Here is a 14,907-nt window from a genome sequence, read left to right as displayed (position 1 = left end):
GCCTGGGCCGTCGGCGGCGCCGGCGACCCAGGCTCGGCCTAGGAGAGGGGAACGGACTACGAGCACCAGCTCCGCGGGCGCACGCTCAGCCGGTACTTGTAGTCGGAGTCTGCGAACGTGTACACGTCGACCTCGCCGTCCACGCTGTCGATCGTGTTGGCGCCCAGGAAGTCGTCGGCATCCGGGTCGTCGTTGTCGAACAGGTGGATGACCGCACCGACACCGACTGCGATGTTGACCGAGCGGGAGGTGCCGGCCTCCATCTCCTTCGGGCCCCAGATCGTCCGGCTCCAAGCCGGACGGTAGTGGTACGGCTCGTCGGTGCCGGTCCAGTCCTCGGTGTTGTCGGCGTACAGCCGGTAGAGGCAGACCGACGTCGCCCGCGCCGACTCCGCCTTTGCGGCACCGGCATTCGCGCCACTGTCAGGAGCCCGCCTGGGCCGCTCCGATCGTCGCGAGCGTGCTGCCGGCGAGGGTCACTGCTGCCAGGCCGACAGTCAGTCTCTTCGTCATCATCGTGAGTTCCTCCATGTGCGTCGGGTATCCGGTCGGCGGCCCCCGAATGGGATCGGTGAGCCGCCGAAGACGCTAGGAAGCCGGACTGACCACGGCCTGACAGGAGTCTGACAACGTTCGTCAGGTGCTCTGCCCAGACGCCTCAGATCAGTCCGAGGAACAGCTCGTGCAGGCGGAGGTCGCTGCCGACCTCGGGGTGGAACGACGTGGCGAGCAGCGCGCCCTGTCGTACGGCGACCGGGTGGCCGGCGGCTTCGGCGAGGACCTCGATGTCCGGGCCGGCCTGCTCGACCCAGGGCGCGCGGATGAAGACGGCGTGGACCGGGTCGTCGAGGCCGTCGAGCTTCAGGTCCTCCTCGAACGAGTCGACCTGGCGGCCGAAGGCGTTGCGCCGGACGGTGATGTCGAGCCCGCCGAGGGTCTCCTGGTCCGCGGTGCCGCCGACCACCCGGTCGGCGAGCATGATCATGCCGGCGCAGGTGCCGAAGGCGGGCATCCCGTCCTTGATCCGCTGCCGAAGCGGCTCGAAAAGGTCGAAAGCCCGGGCCAGCTTGTACATCGTGGTCGACTCCCCGCCCGGCAGCACGAGGCCGTCGCAGGCGTCGAGCTCGGAGGGGCGCCGTACCGAGATCGCGGTCGCGCCGAGCTCGGTCAGCGCGCGGAGGTGTTCACGAACGTCTCCCTGGAGCGCGAAGACACCGATGGTGGGGGCGGCCATCACGACTCCGACTCCGCGGCGCGACGGTGCCAGTGGGCGGCGACCTCGATCCGGCCCTCGTCGAAGTGTGCCTTGAGCCCGTGCCGGCCAAAGCAGGACAGGACGGCGGTCAGCAGGCTGTCGCCGGGAGCGACGTTCGCCGTAGTGCCGTGCCAGAGGTTGACCTCGAGCATGCCGTCGTCGATGGCGTGCCAGACGTCGGTCTGGGTGAACCACGCCAGCCCGCGTGGCTGGCTGTCGGCGGCGGTGAGCCGGTCGAGCTCGGCCTTCGCCGACCAGTGGTCGTCCACGCCCTGCAGCACGCGTACGTCGTGCGGCTCGCACTCGGCGAACACCGACTGCAGCCGGTCGTAGTCGGTCACCTCGGGCCACGCCGCCTGGTCGCCACGCAGGTCGGCCCGGGCCTTGGCCAGCCAGGCCCGGGCGAGCACCTGGGCGTCGATGCCCGGCAGCTCGGCCGAGATCGCCTCGACCACCTCGCGCAGCGCGTCGGCCTCGGAGAGCAGGCCGGCGCGGACCTGCAGGCGCGCGAAGTCCTGCAGGTCCTGCTCGACACGCTCTCGGGCCGGCGAGCTCACCAGCCGCGCTCGGACAGCCGGTGCGGCTGCGGGATCTCGTCGACGTTGATGCCGACCATCGCCTCGCCGAGGCCACGCGAGACCTTGGCGACAACGTCGGGGTCGTCGTGGAAGGTGGTGGCCTTGACGATCGCCTCGGCGCGCTGGGCCGGGTTGCCGGACTTGAAGATGCCCGAACCGACGAAGACGCCCTCGGCGCCGAGCTGCATCATCATCGCCGCGTCGGCGGGCGTCGCGATGCCGCCTGCGGTGAACAGCACGACCGGGAGCTTGCCGTTCTCGGCGACCTCCTTGACCAGCTGGTACGGCGCCTGCAGCTCCTTCGCCGCGACGTACAGCTCGTCATCCTCGAGCGCCGCGAGCCGGCGCAGCTCGGCGCGGATGGTGCGCATGTGGGTGACCGCGTTGGAGACGTCGCCGGTGCCGGCCTCGCCCTTGGAGCGGATCATCGCCGCGCCCTCGGTGATCCGGCGCAGCGCCTCACCGAGGTTGGTCGCGCCGCAGACGAACGGCACCGTGAACGCCCACTTGTCGATGTGGTTGGCGTAGTCCGCGGGTGTCAGCACCTCGGACTCGTCGATGTAGTCCACACCCAGGCTCTGCAGCACCTGCGCCTCGGCGAAGTGGCCGATCCGGGCCTTCGCCATCACCGGGATCGAGACGGCCTCGATGATGCCGTCGATCATGTCCGGGTCGCTCATCCGGGACACGCCGCCCTGGGCGCGGATGTCGGCAGGGACGCGCTCGAGCGCCATCACGGCGACCGCGCCGGCGTCCTCGGCGATCTTGGCCTGCTCCGGAGTGACGACGTCCATGATGACGCCGCCCTTCAGCATCTCGGCCATGCCGCGCTTGACGGCGGCGGTGCCGGTGGTGTGCCCCGAGGCAGGGTTGGGGGTAACGGTTGACATGCCCCCAAGCCTACGGCGGGCAACTACCAGACGCTGAATCCGCTAGCGCCCGGCAATCGTCAGGAGCGCACGGCCAGCTCGGCCGCACAAAAGTCGTCGTTGCGCCCCGTCGAGCCCTTGATGAGCTCGAAGCTGAGCTCCTCCCCCGTGGCCTCGTCGAGCACCACGCGGAACCGCACCTGTCCGGGCCCTCGGGCGATCGCCTTGCCGTCCGGTCCGTAAAGGGTGGAGTTGCCGGTGGCCAGGACGATCACCTCGATCGTGTCGCCCAGGTCGGAGATGGTGTGGTCGGCGAACAGCGTCCTCTCCGTGTACGTCGTAGTCACACCAGCCGCCGTGATGGTCTGCCGGACCCGGACGTGCTCGGTGACGTAGTCGAACCCGTCACGCGTACGGATCGTGGCCACGCCTGAGGCGACACCCTCGATCGCAGCGTCGAGACCCGGCTCGTCACAGAAGTCCTCAACGGTGAACTCGAAACGGTCCTCGAACGGGATCCGTTCCGGCTTTGCCGCTCCTGCCGGCGCCGCGCCGACGGCAACCATCAAGGCCCCGGCGAGTGCCGTTGAGCCGATGCTCCTGATGACCTTCATTGGTCCTCCTCGGTGCCCGACCCCCGCACCTTCGGTGAACCCTTCCGCGACTCGGTCTCCAGTGCAATGACGCGATCGGGTCAACCCGTAGGGATCAGACCAGCTTAAGCACCCCCTGGGGGTGGGCGCTTGAGATGGTTACGAGGCAGCTGGTCACGGGGCCGCGGCGCGAGCCTGGTCGCGGACCGTCAGGATCCGCTGGACGACGGTGATCGTGCTAGCCACCGCAAGCAGGCCGAGCGTGATCGGGATCAGGATCAGCGCGTCCTCGCCGGCGCCGAGGCGGTTGACCAGGTCGGCCAGGCCGGTGATCACCAGGATCGAGACCAGCCGGTCGGAGCGCTCGGCGATGCCGACCTTCGCTGTCATCCCGAGCGACTCTGCCCGGGCCCGCGCGTACGACGTCACCGAGCCCATGGTCAGGCAGTACAGCGCCAGCGCCGCCAGCCAGTCGTTGTCGCCCGGTCCGACGTAGTACATCGCCAGCGAGCCGAAGATCGCGGCGTCGCCGACTCGGTCGAGCGTGGAGTCCAGGAACGCGCCGAAGACGCTGGACCGCCCCGACTGGCGGGCCATCGCGCCGTCGATCAGGTCGGAGAAGACGAACGCCGTGATCACCAGTACGCCGATCAACAGCTCGCCCTGCGGGAAGAAGATCACCGCACCGGCGACCACCCCGACCGTGCCGACCAGCGTGACGGCGTCCGGGCTCACGCCGAGGCGCAGCAGCAGGCTGATGACGGGCTGGAAGATGCCGGTCCAGAAGGCTTTGAATCGATCGAGCATGGCGGCTGCAGCCTAGGGCATGTCACCCCAGCCCTTGCACACACACTGGCATGGCGCCGGCAGGGAGGAGCACGATCGAGGTCCCTCCCAGAGAAAGCAAAGTCATGCGCAAACCCACCCGAACCACCGTGATTGTCATGCTTGCCTTCGTCCTCGGCCTCGCTTGGGCGCCGACGACCGCCGATGCCGCTCGGGCCCTGCAGGGCGTCATCGTCAAAAACTCCGCGGCCAACCCGGTCAAGGCGAAGCTGGTGCAGCCGGCCACGGTCAAGGGCCGAGTCACCGCAAGGACCGGCCGGGTCGGCGTCGTACTCCGCACCCCGAGCTCGGCGGAGCAGGTGACGCCCGGCAACAGCAAGTTCTACAGCTTCAGCACCCGGTCGCTGGAGAGCATCCGGATCACCGCGAACGGCGCCAGCGGGACCCAGAGCTGCGACATCCTGATCTCGATCAACGGCGTCCAGGTCCGGGGCTGGACCATCGGTCAGTTCCAGAACATCTCCGAGGTGTTCGAGTCCCCGGGCACCCGGATGAACATCGCGGTCAACAGCCCCAACAACTGCTGGATCTTCCTCGGCGCGGTCGGAACCAGGCTTGGCTAGAGCATCTCGGTCAGACCAGGATCTCGGCGACCACGCCGGCGTGGTCGGACGGCCAGACGCCGTCGGCGGTGCGGTCGGCGGGGTCGAACCCGACCACGCTGCACCCGGTGACCTCGGCGTCGCGGACGAAGACGAAGTCGATCCGCAGCGAGGCGGTGTTCTCGGGGTTCGACAGGTCGGGGGCCTGACCCCAGGTAAGGCCGCCGGCTGGGTCGTTGCCGGCGGCGAGCCAGGCGTCGGCGTACTCCTTCGGCATCCCGACGTCGTCGGGAAGTGCGTTGAAGTCGCCGACGACCACGGTCGGCCCGTCGCCGAGGCCGGCCACCATCTGCTCGCGCTGCGCGTCGCGGATGTCGTCGTCGTACGCCTCGGTGTGGGTGTTGACCAACGTCAGCGGCCGACCGTCTACGTCGAGGTCGACGCGGGACCAGCCGCGGGTGACCGCGATCTCGACCTCCGGCGACGGCGGCAGCGTCATCGTCGCATCGAAGACGGCGACGGACTCGCCCACCACCGTCGCTGCCGAGTCCCGGCGGCGCAGGATCGCGCAGCCACCGGTCAGGGACATGTCCAGGGTGCCGCTCTTGGCGGAGCCGCCGAACGACCGGTTGAACGCGTGTACGTCGTACGGCGCGCCTAGCTCTTCGAGGGCGTCGGTCAGCTCGGCCAGAGCGTCGGAGAAGACCTCACCGGCTTCGGTCCAGGTGGTGACCTCCTGCAGCCCGACCAGGTCGATCCGCTCCCGCACCAGCAGCTTCGCGATCGCTCGCGCGCGGGACGGGAAGTGGGTACGCCGCAGGGTCGCGCGCAGCGTCTGCGCGTGCTCGTCCAGCTTGCCGGGCTCGAGAAGCACGAGCGGCGACAGCTCCGCGCCGAGATAGATGTTGTACGTCGCCACCCGGATCGCCGTCATGCGGCGAGATTAGCGGGCTTGCGGGTGCGCCAGAGGCCGATCGCGAGGGCCACGCCCCAGAGGAAGAACAGCGGGTCCCACAGCGCCGCGTGGCCGAGTTGGCCGGTCTTGTCGTAGCCGCCCTCGACCTCGATCCAGCCCGCGAGGACGGCCCAGGAGACCGCACTGATCGCGCCGCCGTACAAGATCAGCAGGGCGCTGCCCGCCCACTCCAGCCGCCGCCACCAGCGCCGGCCGGGCAGCGTGCCCTGCTCGACCAGAAGCGGCACCACCGCACCGGCCGCCTTGACCGTTCCGGCGGCGAACAGGATGGCGAACGCCACGATCGGCGACTCGCGTGCGAGCTCGACCGCGCCCTCGCCGACGGTGTTCAGCAGCCAGCGGCCGCCGAACGCCCAGTAGAAGCTGAACGCGGCGTGCACGAGGCCGGCGACGCAGGCGAGGAAGAGGAAGCGGTCTCCGGGCTGGCGGGACATATCACCGACGGTAGACAGGGCGAGGCCGCCGCCACATGGGTGACTCCCCTGGCCCGACGCTGGCTCGGCCCGGACTCAGACCGGCGCATCCCCGAGGGCGGCGACCACCTCGTCGACCGCGGTGGGCGGTCCGGCCACCGACCAGACCACCCCGCCTGCCGTCGTCCGCCGGGTGCAGCCGCCGGCGCCCTCGACCAGGGCCTGGCCGGGCAGCCAGTCCCAGGCCGGGACGCTGTGCTGGAACCAGACGCCCAGCCGGCCATCGGCGACCGCCGCCAGGTCCATCGACCCGGATCCGAGCATCCGCATGGCCGCGGTTCCGCGCACCGCCCGGCTCCAGGCCCCGACGACCTCCGGCCGCGAGAAGTACGGCGGGTGCAGGTAGCTCGCGGCGCTCAGCCCGGCCACCGGCTGGTCGTCGATCACGGCCACCGGGACGCCGTTCCGGGTGGTCGGCAGGCCCGGTCCGCCCAGCCATAGGACGTCGTCGTGCGGGTGATAGACCGCGCCCAGCACCACCTGGTCGCCCGCGGTCAGCGCCAGCGCCGAGCACCACCAGGTGAGGCCGTGGAAGAAGTTGTAGGTGCCGTCCACCGGGTCGACCACCCAGGTCCGGCCGCTGCTGCCGACCTGGTCGGTGCCCTCCTCGCCGAGCACCCCGTCGGCCGGCCTGGCCGCGCGCAGCCGGGTCAGGACCAGCTCCTCGGCCGCGTGGTCGGCCGCGGTCACCAGGTCGGAGACCGAGGTCTTGTGGTCGGCGGTCAGCCCGTCCTGGCGCATCTTCAGCGCCAGCGCACCCGCCTCCCGGACCAGGTCGGCGGCCAGTGCGGCGTCATCGAGGCCGGCCGTCACGACCAGGCCTTCGCGAGCAGCTCGCGGGTGTCGGTGAGCAGCTCGGGCAGCGTCTTGGTGCGGCCGATGATCGGCATGAAGTTCTGGTCGCCGGCCCAGCGCGGTACGACGTGCTGGTGCAGGTGCGCCGAGATTCCGGCGCCGGCGATCGCGCCCTGGTTCATGCCGATGTTGAAGCCGTGAGCGCCCGACACCTCCCGGACCACCCGCATCGCGGCGCGGGTCAGGTCGGCGATCTCGGCGGCCTCGGCGTCGGTGGTGTCGGTGTAGTCGGCGACGTGCCGGTACGGACAGATCATCAGGTGGCCGGGTGAGTACGGATAGAGATTGAGTACGGCGTACGCCAGCTCGCCGCGGCGTACCACCAGGCCCGCCTCGTCATCCAGTCCCGGGATCCGGCAGAACGGGCACTCGCCCACCGACTCGTCGACCGGCTTGTTCTCGCCCCGGATGTAGGCCATCCGGTGCGGAGTCCAGAGCCGGTCGAGCTCGTCGGGTTTGCCTGCGCCGTCCTGCCGGAAGGGGTCCGTCACGCCGCCATTGTGTCCTGTGGCCCAGATGACCAGTTCCAAGGGGGCGCGCATGCGAGCGTCGCTCAGCGCGTGCGCTGGCAAGGCGCCGGAGCGAAGGCGGGCCGGCGGCCCGTCGAGCGACGGCAACGCCGCCAGCGTGCGTGATGAGCGGCGCGCAGCGCGCGAGCCCTTGGAACTGGTCATCTAGCCCCACATGTTGCGGCCCCAGGTCGCCGCGGCAACGAAGCCGTCACCGCCCGAGGCGCAGGACAGGGTCTCGGTGCCCCACACGGTGCCGTCGTGCTCCACGCCGTGATGGACGCCGATCGCCTGGAACTGGTCGCCCCACTGCCCCCACAGCGGCGCCCCCGAGGCCCCCGAGCCCTCGTCGGCGTCGCTCTCGACCTGGGTGGTGTCGTACGTCGTGCCGTTGACGCCGATGTCGTCTCCGTCATCGTCGTCCTTGACCGCGATCGCCTGCTCGTGCGACATGTGGGTGAGGTTCACGTCCCACGGGAAGCCGGCCATCGTCCAGTACTCCCCGTCCTCCCACGACGAGTCGTAGACCTTGGCGCCGAAGAAGCCGGTGGTGTCGCCGATCGGGTCGAACAGCTCGCAGATCTGGATGTCGCTGCCCGAGTCGGAGTGCCACCACCAGCTCGACCGCACGTAGCTGACGAAGCCGGCGCCGAACACCGACTGGTCGTTCCAGCACGCCGGGATCACCCGGATCATCCAGGCGTGCCCGGCGGGAGGCTGGATGTGACCGCTGGTCATCATCGTGTGCCGGCCGATCATGAAGCCGGTGGCCTGGCTGGTGTTGTGGATCCACGCCGCGTCCGGAGTCGGCTGGTAGCTGACGTAGAGCTTGCAGACCGCGGTGTACGGGAAGCTGTTCGGGTAGACCAGTGAGCGTGACTCACCGTTGATGATCGTGCTGTGCGGCTCGGCCGACAGCTGGGTCTTGGCCCCGCGCGCGTTGACGCCGTAGCGCGGCTCGCCGAGCGAGGCGACCTGCTTCGGGTTTGCCATCGGCACGCCCTTGGGCCGGTACCCCGGCAGCGATGCCACTCCCCCGCTGGTGGCCCGCTCGCCGCGGTTCCGCAGGGCGGCGGCCTCGAGCCGCTCGGCCATGCTCCGGGTGTAGACCTCACCGACGTTGCTCTCCATGACCGGCAGCCCCTGCTGGACCACGCCGCTGGCCTGGACGGCGTACGCGTCGGGGTGGAGCTTAGTCTCGGTGAGCTCGACCCCGCTCACCTGAGCGGGGCGGCCGCGCTCTGGCGCGAGACGAAGTCGGCGATCGGCTCAGCGACCGCCGCTGGGTCCGTCGCGACCGAGAAGTGATCTCCACCCTCGAGAACGACCTCCTCGCGCTGCGGGAACAGCTCGAAGAGGAACGCTCGGGTCGCCGGGGTGATCGGGTTCTCCACAGAGCAGGCCCACGACAGCACTCGGCTGTCGATCGCCGCCGCCTGCTCGACCCCGAAGTTCCACCCCACCAATGCGGAAGCCTCGCCCTCCACGAAGGTGGCCGCATCCTCGACGCCCTGCTCGAGGACGCCAGGCCCCACGGCCTTCGCCGCCGTGCGCCAGTCCAGGCCGGTCGGCTCGAACAGCGCGTCGAAGGCGCCCGCTACGTCACCCGCCTGGTAGCGGCCCACCATCGCCTCGAACGCCGGGCCCAGGAAGTCCAGCAGGTCCGCGAACTTGCTCGCGGCCAGCCAGCCGCTCGACGGCAGCGGCTCGATCAACGTCAGGGATCGCACCCGATCGGGATGCGAGGCCGCGAGTACGAGCGCGATCATCGCGCCTTCGGAGTGGCCGACCAGATGTGCCCGATCCACATCGAGGTGGTCCAACAGAGCGACGACGTCGGCCGCCTGGGTGTCGAAGCCGCCGGCCGGTCCTCCGCTCTCGCCGTACCCGCGCCGGTGGTAGCGGATCGTCTGGAACTCGCCGAACGCCGGCTGCTCAGCCAGCGGACGCAGGAAGTCCGCCCAGATCGCGCCGTGGATGAAGAGCACCGGTTCCCCAACACCCCGGACGTCGTAGGCCAGCTCGATGCCGTTCGTGTGTGCTGTCTTCATTGCCAAACCCCTTTGCTCGAAGGACTGATTCGAGCCTGGCCGGCGGGGCGGCCGCCGGGATCGGCAATGGCCGCCAACCTGCCGCGGAGGGGATGGGTACAACTACCCAAGGCCTCGTCCTGCGGCCATGCTGGAGCCATGGATGCCGTCGCCACGGCACACCTGACCCGCGCCCGGGAGCTTCACCAGGCCTCCCGTTGGGAGGCGGCGTGCGCGGAGTACGCCGCGGCGGATGCCGAAGAACCGCTCGCCGTCGAGGACCTGGAGGCGTTCGCGGAGGCGGCCCAGGTCTCCGCCCGGGGCGACGAGGCAGTCGCGCTGCTCCGCCGGGTCTTCGACCTCCGGGTCGCTGCCGGCGAGCTCGATGACGCGGCGCAGGTCGCGTTCTGGCTGTGGTGGGTGCTGTTGAACGCCAACGAGGTCGTCCAGGCCAACGGCTGGCTCCAGCAGACCGGTCGCATCCTCGGCGAGGAGATGGCCGCCAGCCTGTGGCTCAGGATTCCCGAGGCGATGTTCAGTGGCGCCATGGGTGACCGCGCCGGCGCTGCCGAGCTGCTGGGCGCGATCGTCGACGAGGGGCGGGGCGAGATTGTTCCGTGGACGTTGTGCATGTGGGGCGCGACCCTGATCGACGCGGGCCAGCTCCAGGACGGGCTCGACCATCTGGAGGAGGCGATGGCAATCCTCCAGAGCCACGGCCTGTCACCGCGCGTCACCCCTTGGATCTACTGCGCCGCCGTCCGCGGGTGCTGTCTGGCCCGCGACTTTGCACGCGCCCGAGCCTGGAACCGGTCGATGTCCAGGTGGCTCGACTCGCTGAGCAGTCTGGGCGGCGCCTACCTCGGGAACTGCCGCATCTACCGCTCCCGGCTGATGTGCCTCAGCGGTGCCTGGCCCGACGCTCTCGACGAGATCGCCGCGGTCTGTGACGACCTCGACGGCTACACCGGTTGGGTCTGCGGCCACGCGTACTACCAGCTCGGGGAGGTACGGCGGCTACGCGGCGAAGGTGAGGCCGCCGAGGACGCCTACCGCCGCGCGACGGAACACGGTTGCCCGACGCAGCCGGGGCTCGGCCTCCTCAGGCTCGCCGAGGGTGACCTCGACGCGGCTTCGGCCGGCGTCCGCCGGGCGTTGGCCGAGGTGACCGCGAGACCCGACCGCCTGGACCTGTTGAAGGCCGCGGTCACCATCCATCTCGAGGCCGGCGAGATCGAGGCGGCGCGGGACGCGGTGACCGAGTTCGAGGAGCTCACTGGGGAGCTGACGACGCCCGCGATCGAGGCCGAGCGGTCGGCCGTACAGGGTGCGCTGACCCTCGCCGACGGCGACCCCGCAGGGGCGCTGCCGCTCCTCCGGCGATCCGTCGGCCTCTGGCGGGCACAGGGCGCCCCGCACGAGGCGGCCCGGCTGAACGTCCTGATCGGGCAGGCCTGCCACGCGCTCGGCGACCACGACGGCGCGCGGCTGGAATTCTCAGCGGCTCAGGCGACCTTCGAACGGCTCGGCGCCGGTCCGGATCTGGCGCACCTGAGCGGGATCGTCGCGGCCACGGACGCTCACACCGAGACCCACGGGCTCACGCGTCGGGAGGTCGAGGTCCTCCGGCTCGTCGCCCGCGGCAGGGCGAACCGCGCGATCGCCAGCGAATTGCACTTGAGCGAGCGCACGGTCCATCGCCACGTGTCCAACATCTTCGCCAAGCTCGGAGTCGACTCGCGTACCGCCGCTGTCTCCTACGCGATCAAGCACCGCATCGTCGAGATGGGCACCCTCTAGACATCAGGCTCGCCAAGAATGGCGCGCGGGCGATGACCATCGATATCCCGCCATCCGCCGAGCGCACGCAAACCCCAAGCGGTGACTCATCCGTCTTCGTCGGTGAGGGGCTCTTGTCGGCAAGCGAAGGGGTAAGCGATGCACGCAAGATGGCAGGGTGCCGCCGTAGCAGCGGTGGCGAGTGGACTGACGATCGGCCTGATGGCCGCGAACATGGGGGTGGCCGGTGGCACGGCCGGCCCACCGCCGGCGCCGGATGACACCAAGCCGAGCGCCGAGGCGTTCGAGAGGACGGCACCGTCTCGGGAGGTGCACCGGGTCACGCTGATCACCGGGGACCGGGTGACCCTGATCGCCGGGCCGAAGGAGACGTGGCGAACCTCGATCGACCGTGGCAAGGGACGCGACGATGTCGTCTTCCGGACGTTCCGGGCTCGCGACCAGCTGTACGTGATCCCGTCCGACGTAGCGGCGCTGGTCGCGAAGGGGACCTTGGACCGGCGGCTGTTCGATGTCGCGGGGCTGGCCGCCGACGGGTACGACGACAAGGACGCCAAGGCGATCCCAGTGATCGTCACCTATCGCGGCAAGGCCGGCCGCGGCGCCGTCGATTCGTCCGGTGCCGACCAGACCCGGCAGCTGCCGTCGATCAACGGCGCGGCCGTCAAGGTGGAGAAGAAGCAGGCGGGAGCCTTCCTGGAGTCGGTGGCCGGGTCGCGTGCGGAGGCGCGACTCGCAGCCGGCGTCGAGAAGGTCTGGCTGGACGGCAAGCGGAAGCCGCTGCTGGAGCAGAGCGTGCCGCAGATCGGCGCCCCCGCCGCCTGGGAGGCCGGCTACACCGGCGAGGGCGTGAAGGTCGCCGTACTCGACGGCGGGGTCGAGGCCACCCACCCGGACCTCACCGGCCAGGTCGCCGAGTCGAAGAACTTCTCGGAGTCCCCGGCCGGCGACCCCGACGGCCACGGCACCCACGTCGCCGGCACCGTCGCGGGCACCGGTTCCGCCTCCGACGGCCGCCGCAAGGGCGTAGCACCGGACGCCACCATCCTCGACGGCAAGGTCTGCGAGGACGGCGGGTGGTGCACGGAGTCGGCCATCTTGGCCGGGATGCAGTGGGCGGCCACCGAGAAGGACGCCGACGTGATCAACCTGAGCCTCGGCGGCACCGACACGCCCGAGATCGACCCGCTCGAAGAGGCCGTCAACACGCTCAGCGAGCAGACCGGAGCGCTGTTCGTGATCGCGGCCGGCAACGGCGGATACTGGGATGAGCCAGTCAGCTCACCCGGCAGTGCCGACGCCGCGCTGACCATCGGCGCGGTCGACAAGTCCGACGAACTGGCCGACTTCTCCAGCCGCGGTCCTCGGGTCGGTGACGGCGGCCTCAAGCCGGACCTCACCGCGCCCGGGGTGGACATCGTTGCGGCCAAGTCGAAGGATGCCTGGATCGGCGAGCCGGTCGACGAGCAGTACCTGAGGCTCTCCGGAACCTCGATGGCCACTCCGCACACGGCGGGCGCAGCAGCACTGCTCGCTCAACAACACCCGGAGTGGGAGGCCACCGAGCTCAAGGCGGCGCTGATGGCGTCCGCGAAGGCACACCCTGAGCAGGGCGTCTTCGAACAAGGAGCCGGCCGGGTCGACGCTGCTGCCGCGATCGAGCAGACGATCTTCGCCACCACGCCGAGCCTGTCGTTCGGTACGGCGATCTGGCCGCACGACGACGACGCTCCGGTCACCAAGACCCTCACCTACCGCAACACCGGCAACGCCGCCGTCTCACTCGAGCTGACCGCCAGCCTGGCCGACGCCGAGGGTGTGCCCGCACCGGACGGCGCGATCTCACTGAGCGCTTCGGAGGTCACCGTCCCCGCCGGTGGTGAGGCCAGCGCCCAGGTCACCATGAACACCAAGCACGACGGAGCCGACGGCACCTACACCGGTCGGGTCGTCGCCACCGACGAAGGCAGCCGAGCGGTCAGCGTGCCCGTGGGCGTGCACAAGGAAGTGGAGAGCTACGACCTGACCGTGCGTCACCTCGGTCCGGACGGCGTGCCGACCGACATCGGCTTCAGCAGCCTGGTGGGCATCGACCAGCAAAGCTGGTCCGACCTGTGGGACGAGGACGGCGAGGTCACGGCGAGGCTGCCCAAGGGCCGCTATCACCTCGACTCGATGTTCTTCCCCGAGGACGGAAAGTCGGTGTACCACGTCGTCCAGCCGCTCGTGTCACTCGACAAGGACATCACGATCGATGCTGACGCTCGGACGACCGAGCCGGTCACGCACTCGGTGCCGGATCAGAACGCCGTCCGCAGTCTGCTCGACCTGACCTCGGACTTCGAGGTTGCCGGCGGGAGTGCGAGCATCGGCATCTGGATCCTCGGCTCGAACACCCGGGCATACACCCGGGCGATTGGTGAGGGGCGACCGGACGCCGAGTTCGTCGGCACCATCTCGTCGCACTGGGCAGCCGAGTCCTCCAGCGGGCCGACCAGTTACGCGCTCTTCGATTACCGGCGCGGCAACTACCTCACCGGCCACACCATGACGCCAGAGGTCGATGAGCTGGCGAAGGTCGTGTCCACCGTGAACGCGTCGGGAGCGGAGACAACGGGCTCGAAGGGCTTCTTCCCTGTCGTACCCGGCGGGGGTGGCTCAACCGCCGTGCTCTTCGACGGGCCGCTGCCGTCGGTCCGGACGGAGTACCTCCACGCGGCGCCCGAGGTGAAGTGGTGGGGCGAGCTGATCGTCGACGACCTCGTGGGCGAGGACTGGGCCTTTGTGTACGACGCAGAGCCCGCGTCGTACCAGGCCGGCAAGACCTACCGCGAGAACTGGAATGAAGCCGTGCTCGGTCTGGCGGCCGACGCCACGTACGCCAGGCGCAGTGGCAACGAACTCGGGTTCGGCGCCTCCCCGTTCGTCGACAGCGAAGGCCACAGTCCGTGGTTCTTCCGACCCGAGAGCGCGTCCACGAAGCTATACCGCGACGGCGAACTGCTGGCCGAGTCGGACTGGCCTGAGCTCTATGCAGAGGTTCCCGCAGAGCGGGGCGCGTTCCGGCTCGAAACCAGCGTGGTCAGCGACCCGGCAGTATCGGGCCCGCTCTCGACCACGGTGGACTCGACCTGGACGTTCACCTCGGCCGCGAGCGACAACCCGGACGGCGACCCGCTGCCGCTCTGGACCGTCCGCTACCGGCCGAAGGTCGACGGCCTCAATGCCATGGAGCGCCGGCCGGTGACCAAGCTGCCGATCCGGGTCGAGTCCGAGCTCGGGAACGACGCCGCGAAGGTGACCACGGTCGTGGTCGAGGTCTCCGGCGACGACGGCAAGACCTGGCGCAAGGCGCTGGTGGAGCGGACCGGCGACGGCCGCTACCTCGCGGTCTTCGCCACCCCGAAGGGTGAGTCGGTGTCGCTGCGCGCCACCGTGGCCGACAAGGAGGGCAACACCGCCAAGCAGACGATCATCGCGGCGTACCTGCTGCGCTGACCGCGGACCGCGAGCGAAGCGAGCCTGTTCCGCGGAACAGGGCATCAGCCCGCCGAAGGCGGTTCCACGCCTTCGGCGGGCCG

The 14,907-nt window shown here is 70.1% G+C and carries 15 protein-coding genes; 3 read left to right on the top strand and 12 right to left on the bottom strand.

The genetic code is table 11. The annotated features are described in order from the left end of the window. Positions 1-56: 56 nt before the first annotated feature. From DDV73_RS19090 to pgsA, 6 genes are all read right to left on the bottom strand, one after another. Positions 57-263 carry a hypothetical protein gene (locus DDV73_RS19090; protein ID WP_109508836.1) on the bottom strand — a complete coding sequence of 69 codons (207 nt, stop codon included), beginning with the start codon at positions 261-263 and terminating at the stop codon, positions 57-59. 395 nt (positions 264-658) lie between these two features. Continuing rightward, complete coding sequence (gene pdxT / locus DDV73_RS19085; RefSeq protein ID WP_109508835.1) at positions 659-1,234, bottom strand: pyridoxal 5'-phosphate synthase glutaminase subunit PdxT; 576 nt, start codon at positions 1,232-1,234, stop codon at positions 659-661. Beyond that, positions 1,234-1,812 (bottom strand): DUF6891 domain-containing protein, encoded by a 579-nt coding sequence (locus DDV73_RS19080; RefSeq protein ID WP_109508834.1) that lies wholly within the window; start codon positions 1,810-1,812, stop codon positions 1,234-1,236. Before DDV73_RS19080 ends, pdxT begins: the two co-directional genes overlap by 1 nt. Continuing rightward, positions 1,809-2,723 (bottom strand): pyridoxal 5'-phosphate synthase lyase subunit PdxS, encoded by a 915-nt coding sequence (gene pdxS / locus DDV73_RS19075; RefSeq protein ID WP_109508833.1) that lies wholly within the window; start codon positions 2,721-2,723, stop codon positions 1,809-1,811. Before pdxS ends, DDV73_RS19080 begins: the two co-directional genes overlap by 4 nt. Before the next feature lie 59 nt (positions 2,724-2,782). Next, complete coding sequence (locus DDV73_RS19070) at positions 2,783-3,316, bottom strand: hypothetical protein (RefSeq protein WP_109508832.1); 534 nt, start codon at positions 3,314-3,316, stop codon at positions 2,783-2,785. Between the two features lie 153 nt (positions 3,317-3,469). Beyond that, the gene (gene pgsA / locus DDV73_RS19065; protein WP_109508831.1) at positions 3,470-4,102 is read right to left on the bottom strand and encodes a phosphatidylinositol phosphate synthase; all 633 of its coding nucleotides are present in this window, start codon (positions 4,100-4,102) and stop codon (positions 3,470-3,472) included. A 137-nt stretch (positions 4,103-4,239) separates the two neighbouring features. Between pgsA and DDV73_RS19060 the strand changes: the two genes are divergently transcribed. Further along, positions 4,240-4,704 (top strand): hypothetical protein, encoded by a 465-nt coding sequence (locus DDV73_RS19060; protein WP_154402814.1) that lies wholly within the window; start codon positions 4,240-4,242, stop codon positions 4,702-4,704. A 10-nt stretch (positions 4,705-4,714) separates the two neighbouring features. Here DDV73_RS19060 and DDV73_RS19055 read toward each other — a convergent pair whose 3' ends face one another. From DDV73_RS19055 to DDV73_RS19030, 6 genes are all read right to left on the bottom strand, one after another. Further along, positions 4,715-5,617: an endonuclease/exonuclease/phosphatase family protein gene (locus DDV73_RS19055; protein ID WP_109508829.1), complete on the bottom strand. Its 903-nt coding sequence runs from the start codon at positions 5,615-5,617 to the stop codon at positions 4,715-4,717. Next, positions 5,614-6,093, bottom strand: coding sequence for a DUF3995 domain-containing protein (locus DDV73_RS19050; RefSeq protein ID WP_109508828.1), 480 nt, complete (start codon positions 6,091-6,093; stop codon positions 5,614-5,616). Before DDV73_RS19050 ends, DDV73_RS19055 begins: the two co-directional genes overlap by 4 nt. 75 nt (positions 6,094-6,168) lie before the next feature. Then, positions 6,169-6,945, bottom strand: a complete 777-nt coding sequence (locus tag DDV73_RS19045) for an inositol monophosphatase family protein (protein ID WP_240617366.1) — start codon at positions 6,943-6,945, stop codon at positions 6,169-6,171. Further along, complete coding sequence (locus DDV73_RS19040; protein ID WP_240617365.1) at positions 6,942-7,478, bottom strand: HIT family protein; 537 nt, start codon at positions 7,476-7,478, stop codon at positions 6,942-6,944. Before DDV73_RS19040 ends, DDV73_RS19045 begins: the two co-directional genes overlap by 4 nt. Positions 7,479-7,661: 183 nt before the next feature. Next, a complete protein-coding gene (locus DDV73_RS19035; RefSeq protein ID WP_109508826.1) occupies positions 7,662-8,717 on the bottom strand; it encodes a trypsin-like serine peptidase in 1,056 nt (351 codons plus the stop codon). After that, entirely contained in the window at positions 8,714-9,547 is an 834-nt protein-coding gene (locus DDV73_RS19030) for an alpha/beta fold hydrolase (RefSeq protein ID WP_109508825.1), read from the bottom strand. The genes DDV73_RS19035 and DDV73_RS19030 overlap by 4 nt, the downstream gene beginning before the upstream one ends. Before the next feature lie 138 nt (positions 9,548-9,685). Between DDV73_RS19030 and DDV73_RS29535 the strand changes: the two genes are divergently transcribed. Next, positions 9,686-11,326 carry a helix-turn-helix transcriptional regulator gene (locus tag DDV73_RS29535; protein WP_161962460.1) on the top strand — a complete coding sequence of 547 codons (1,641 nt, stop codon included), beginning with the start codon at positions 9,686-9,688 and terminating at the stop codon, positions 11,324-11,326. Positions 11,327-11,464: 138 nt separating this feature from the next. Beyond that, positions 11,465-14,824: a S8 family serine peptidase gene (locus tag DDV73_RS19020; protein WP_109508823.1), complete on the top strand. Its 3,360-nt coding sequence runs from the start codon at positions 11,465-11,467 to the stop codon at positions 14,822-14,824. Positions 14,825-14,907: the final 83 nt, after the last annotated feature.

Source organism: Nocardioides speluncae (genome assembly GCF_003121585.1).
Classification (GTDB): domain Bacteria; phylum Actinomycetota; class Actinomycetes; order Propionibacteriales; family Nocardioidaceae; genus Nocardioides; species Nocardioides speluncae.
Note: the sequence above shows the minus strand (reverse complement) of the source record. Positions and strands in the feature narration are given on the sequence as shown.